General features: G+C 45.0%; 3 protein-coding genes and 1 pseudogene. All 4 read left to right on the top strand.

All coding sequences use genetic code 11. The annotated features are described in order from the left end of the window. Nucleotides 1-1,736, top strand: a 1,736-nt coding sequence (locus QZ311_RS11935; protein WP_297068359.1) for an N-6 DNA methylase, incomplete at its 5' end; no start/stop codon positions are given. Next, entirely contained in the window at nt 1,733-2,884 is a 1,152-nt protein-coding gene (locus QZ311_RS11930; RefSeq protein ID WP_290144163.1) for a restriction endonuclease subunit S, read from the top strand. The genes QZ311_RS11935 and QZ311_RS11930, both read left to right, overlap by 4 nt. 13 nt (nt 2,885-2,897) lie before the next feature. Next, nucleotides 2,898-5,087 (top strand): annotated as a pseudogene (locus QZ311_RS11920) (HsdR family type I site-specific deoxyribonuclease); the annotation flags it as partial. An 81-nt stretch (nt 5,088-5,168) separates the two neighbouring features. Then, a partial coding sequence (locus QZ311_RS11915) for a type I restriction enzyme endonuclease domain-containing protein (protein WP_297068362.1) occupies nt 5,169-6,080 on the top strand: 912 nt, incomplete at its 3' end.

Genomic DNA, 6,080 nt, shown 5'->3' with positions numbered 1-6,080 from the left:
ATTCAACCCCATTATTGGGGCTGATATTCCTACGTTTTGCATCCAACAAATACGACAAGTTCAAAGATGAAATAGAAGCAGAGTTTTCAGCTTCGCAGAATACCCGCAATCCGAAAACACGAGAGGAAATTGCACTGAGCAAATGCGGATATTATCTGCCGGAGAAATCTCATTTCGACTATTTGCTCAGTTTGAGCGAGCAAGAGGATATTCCACTTGCGATCAAACAAGCGATGGAGGGCATCGAGCAACACAAGCCCGAGCTTGTAGGCTCGCTTCCCAAAGATGAATATTTCAACCTTGAACCAAAGGAAGACGGAGAAACCATACGTGACGACTCTCTCACTGCCTCGCTTCTGAAAATCATAAATTCTATTCCTCGTGACTTGGAGGGTGACGTATTCGGTAAGGTTTATGAATACTTTCTCGGCAAATTTGCAAGCAGCGAGGGCAAAGGAGGCGGCGAATATTACACTCCTACCTCAGTTGTCCGCCTAATGGTTGAAATGATTGAGCCGTACAAAGGGCGCATCCTTGACCCGGCCTGCGGTTCGGGCGGTATGTTCGTGCAAAGCGCCGACTTCGTTCAGCGCAGCAATGACCGCCCCGACCGCATAAGCGTTTACGGCATCGAAAAAGAAAACGAGACCGTAAAACTCGCTCGAATGAATATGTTTCTCCACGGCTTGAACGGAAACATCGTTCAAGCCAACAGCTATTACAGCGACCCTCACAATTCATTCGGCACGTTCGATTTCGTAATGGCTAATCCCCCTTTCAATGTCGATGATGTCAGCTACGACAAAGTAAAGGACGACCCGCGTTTCAACACTTTCGGAATACCCAAAAACAAAACAAAGTCCAAGAGCAAGGATGGCGAGACCGTGCCAAATGCGAATTATCTTTGGATAAATCAATTTGCCACGGCACTCAATGACACCGGGCGAGCAGCTCTCGTCATGGCCTCAATTGCCACAGATGCCGGTAAGTCAGAAGCTGAAATCCGCGCCCGATTGGTCGAAGACGGCATTGTGAACGCAATGCTCTCACTGCCGAGCAATATGTTCTTCTCGGTCACACTACCTGCCACTCTATGGTTCTTTGATAAAGCTCGACGTGAAGATAAGCGAGTACTTTTCATCAACGCCCGAAATTTCTATAAGCAGATTGACCGTGCACATCGTGAGTTTACCGATGAACACATCGCAAACCTCGCTTGCATCCGTCACATTTATCAAGGTGATGAGGTTCATTGGCACCTACTCATGTCGCATTACGACAGCCGAATCCACGATTTAACTGCAAAATACGAAAGTTGCGTCGAAGAAAAAAATGCTGCGACCATTGAGGCAGAATCTTTCCTTTCGGAAAACCCCGGCAAAAATCTTAAAACCGATATTAAGCGACGCATTGATGCCGCCGATGCCGCTCTCGCAGATGCTGAAAAAGTGCTGACCCATTTTACCTCTATGCGCCAATGGCTCATAGACAATTTCCCCGATGGCAAGTATCGCGATGTTATCGGCCTATGCAAAGCGGCCTCCATCGATGAAATCCGCGAGCAGGACTACTCGCTAAATCCCGGTCGCTACGTCGGCGTAAGCTTCGACGTTGAAGACCTCAACGACTTCCGCGAAAGCATGACAGCTCTTAAATCAGAACTTTCGGCCTTAAACGATAAAAGCAATGAGCTGATGGAGAGCATCGTTGGACATCTTAATCAGTTGGGAGTATGAAAGTGCAAGAAACGACACTTGGTGCTGTTGCGTCCAACATACAAACCGGGCCATTTGGCTCCCAACTCCATTCATCAGATTATTCTGATGAGGGAACTCCTGTTATTATGCCACAGGATATTGTGGACTGGAAAATATCAGAACAAAAAATTGCGCGTGTTTCGGAAGAACACGTGCAACGTCTACAACGGCATAAAACAAATGAAGGTGACATTATTTATCCTCGACGAGGTGACTTGGCCAAGTGCGCTTATATCACTGACAACGAAACGGATTGGCTATGCGGCACTGGCTGTCTAAAAGTAACCATTGATGAAGCAAGGGCTAATTCAAAATACGTTTATTATCACTTACAGCAACCCTACTCAACAAGTTGTATAGAGTTGGCGACTGTCGGATCTACAATGCCAAATCTTAACACTTCGATACTTTCAAAGGTAAAACTAAGACTGCCCTCGATTGATATTCAGAATAAGGTTGTTGATATTCTCTCACAATACGATGAACTCATTGAGGTTAATCGTAGACGCATAGCAATTTTGGAAGAAATGGCAATGCGTACATATCGTGAGTGGTTCGTGTTTTTCCGCTTCCCCGGCCACGAAACCACCGAATTTGTCGATGGTCTCCCTAAAGGGTGGAAATATCGCTCTGTTACAGATATTTTGCAGATTCTTTATGGCAAAGACCATAAGTTAGTTTATGATGGATTGTTTCCTATATATGGCTCTGGGGGAATAATGCGTTATGGAAACGAATATTTATATGAAGGAGAATCTGTTCTAATACCCAGAAAAGGTACTCTTAATAACATAATATTAGCGGATGGCAAGTTTTGGTGTATTGATACTATGTTTTATTCGATACCTAAAATTCCTAAAATCTGTAAACTTGCTTTTTTTCAACTTAAAGCTTTTGATATGGAAGTGTTTAATTCAGGGACAGCTCTTCCGAGCATGACAATCAAAATTCTATCATGCCTTAAATTACTTGTTCCGGATGAAAAATACAGAACGCTTTTTGAGCAATCCATATCGGCTATTTTTAATGAGTTGACATATCTTAAAAAGTTAAATGTTACACTACAGCAGATGCGTGACCGCTTGTTGCCACAGCTTATGAGTGGTCAGCTTGAAGTGACACCTTAAATCGCTTGACACAATGAGATACTTTATTAAGGAAGATGATATTGAACGCGAACTGATTGATGTGTGCCTCAATGAATTGGACTACAACAATCATTTCAACTGCTATGTGACCGACCATTTGCATCGCAGTTCGGAGCGAGGTGTGCTGAATCTTGATGTACTCCGCCGCGAGGTTAAGCGTATAAATGCTTCGGCAACTGACCGTCCACAAGGTTTCGATGATTCAGATGTGAATACGGCTGTGGCCGCACTCAATGATATAGACTTGCACTCTGACCCGGCTTCTCTTAATGCCACGATTCTTTCACGAATCATCAACGGGTTCAAGATTAACGTGCTTCAAGCCAACGGAAAACGTGAGCAACGAACTATTCAATACATAGATTAGGGGAATCCGACAAGCAACCAGTTTGATGTCGTTAACCAACTTTGGATTCAAGGTGATGTTTACCGTCTGCGCCCCGATGTTATAATCTACGTCAATGGCATACCATTGATTACCATTGAACTTAAAGACAGCAATATTCCCGTTAAACAAGCATTTGACGATAACTTGACGAGGTATAAAGCGGCCATTCCTCAACTAATGGCTTATAACGCTGTGCTCGTTGCAAGCAACGGCTTGCATACACGAGTAGGAGCGACTTTTGCCAAGTGGGCTTTTTTCGCTCCTTGGTTCCGAGCTTCGGAAGATGATAAAATCAACAAGCAGGAAATCGAGAATGAGAAAATCAGCCTTGATGTTATGGCTCGATCGCTGTTGAAAAAAGAGAACTTGCTTGATTACATCCACAACTATATCCTTTTCTACAACGGCTCGATAAAGATATGTGCCAAAAACCATCAATTTCTCGGAGTGAATCGTGCCGTAGAGCGATATAAATATCTTTGCGGCTCTCCACGCGAAGAAGACCGTGGTAAGATGGGAGTTTTTTGGCACACCCAGGGTAGCGGCAAGAGCTTTTCAATGGTGTATCTCGCGCGACTGCTTAAAAACCGCTTCTCCGGCAATTTCACATTCCTTATCATTACCGACCGGGAAGACCTTGACAGTCAGATTTACCGCAACTTCTTGCACAGCGGTTTTATGAGTGCGGAGGAAGATTGCCAACCCAAAACAAGCGACCGTCTCCGCACTATGCTTGGCGAAGACCACCGCATACTCTTTACGCTCATTCAAAAATTTCGTTACGATAAGCGCAAGAAATTTCCTGTTCTCTCGGAGCGCAACGATATTATTGTGTTTATAGACGAGGCTCACCGCACACAATATAAGTCTCTTGCAGAAAACCTTAGGGCAGGTTTGCCAAATGCCAAATATATGGCATTTACCGGCACACCGCTTTTTGGTAGCAAAAAACTTACAAACAGATGGTTTGGCGAGACCGTCAGTGAATATAATTTCAGTCAGGCGGTGCAAGATGAGGCCACCGTGCGCCTCACTTATCGCAACCACCTGCCTGAGGTGCAGAATGAAAACCCGACGTTCAGTGCCGACTTCATCAACATTCTTCAAGATGAAGAACTCGATGATGACAGTCGTCAACGCCTCGAACGCGAGTATGCCAAGGAGCTTGAAATTCTTCGCCGTCCGGCTCGCTTGAATAAGATAGCCGACGATATTGTGGAGCATATCATCAACCGAGGTTATCTCGGCAAGGCAATGGTGGTAAGCGTTGACCGCTTTACCGCAGTAAGGATGTATGACCTTGTCACTGCAAAATGGCAGCAAAAAATTTCTGACATCAACCATGAGCTTATGACGCTCAATCCTTCAGCGGCAGAGTATCAGACCAAGCTGAAAATTCGCGATTGGATGCGCTCTACCGATATGGCTGTCGTTATCAGCACCGGCCAAGGAGATGAAGAACGCTTCGCAGCCGAAGGTCTTAACCTTCGTCCGCATATTGAGCGGATGAACGATGTCAACGAGGAGGGGCAAGAACTGCAAGATTTATTCCGCGACGAAGACAATCCGTTGCGTGTCGTGTTTGTTTGCTCTATGTGGCTCACCGGCTTCGATTCGCCTATGGTGTCAACTCTCTACATGGATAAGCCACTTGCGGGGCAAAACCTTATGCAGACAATCGCACGTGCAAATCGTCGATGCTCGACACTTGACGTGCTTGGACGTGAAAAATCTTGCGGTCAGATTATTTCTTACTGCAATATTTTCGGTAGTCTGAAAAAGGCTTTTGCCACATACGGAGACGCGCAAGGAGATGGTAACGAGGAAGAAACCGATAATCCCGGAACAGACTCACCTGGTGGCACTCCTGCGGCAATGACACTCGATGAGCTTTACACTCATCTTCGCGCAGCCATCGCCCAATGCGTAGAGTGGTGTCGTGGTCTTGATGTTGATTTACAGAAGATTCTCGACCTCAATAAAGCTTTCAATCAAATTTCTCTTTTTGACCAATACGCCAACATTCTCATAAATCCGATTGAGCGCAAAGCTCAATTCGCTGTGTTTGACAACACTATTTCTCAGATTTATGATGAATGTCTGCCCGACATAATCAGCATCAAAGAGGATTTTGTGATGGCCGAGGTTATCCATTACCTCCGACAGGTTATGGATAACTCGGTTGACCGAGGCAATCTTGATTCGGCTCGCCGCCGTATCAAAGATTTGCTCAATCAGAGTATAGTTCCGAAAGGTGACGGCCCGGCAGAGAATAGAGAGTACACAATCAAGGAGTTTGGCGAATTTGATTTAAGTCGCCTTGATATTGACAAACTCCGTGAACAATATGGCGAATCGAAATGCAAGGCTCTCGAAATCTCTGATCTTGAAGATTTCATTTCGCAGAAACTCGATGCTATGCTCAATCAAAACAGCGAGCGACGCACTTTTGCAGAGGAGTTTCAAAGAATAATCGACCGATATAATGCAGGTAGCACCGAGTCAGAAGAAGCATTCCGCGAACTTATGGAGCTGCTAACCCGTATGTCGGCTGAACAACGTCGTGCCTCTGAAGAGGGGCTTACCGAAGAAGAACTTGAAGTTTTCGATATTCTCCGAAAGGAAAATCTCTCAAAAGATGATGTAGTCATGGTAAAAGCCGCCGCCCGTGACTTGCTGGCAAAGTTGAAAGCCAATCAAGAAAATCTGTTTACTACGGATTGGTATAAAGACAGTTCTAAGAAAAGTTCATTTATCCTGTTCGTTAGAGATACTCTTGACATGACG

The sequence above is a fragment of the uncultured Duncaniella sp. genome (assembly GCF_910578445.1).
GTDB lineage: Bacteria > Bacteroidota > Bacteroidia > Bacteroidales > Muribaculaceae > Duncaniella.
This window is presented reverse-complemented; position numbering and strand designations above follow the sequence as displayed.

Coding starts and splice junctions, on each gene's coding strand:
- QZ311_RS11930 (WP_290144163.1), top strand. CDS start 1,733: ATGAAAGTGCAAGAAACGACACTTGGTGCTGTTGCGTCCAACATACAA.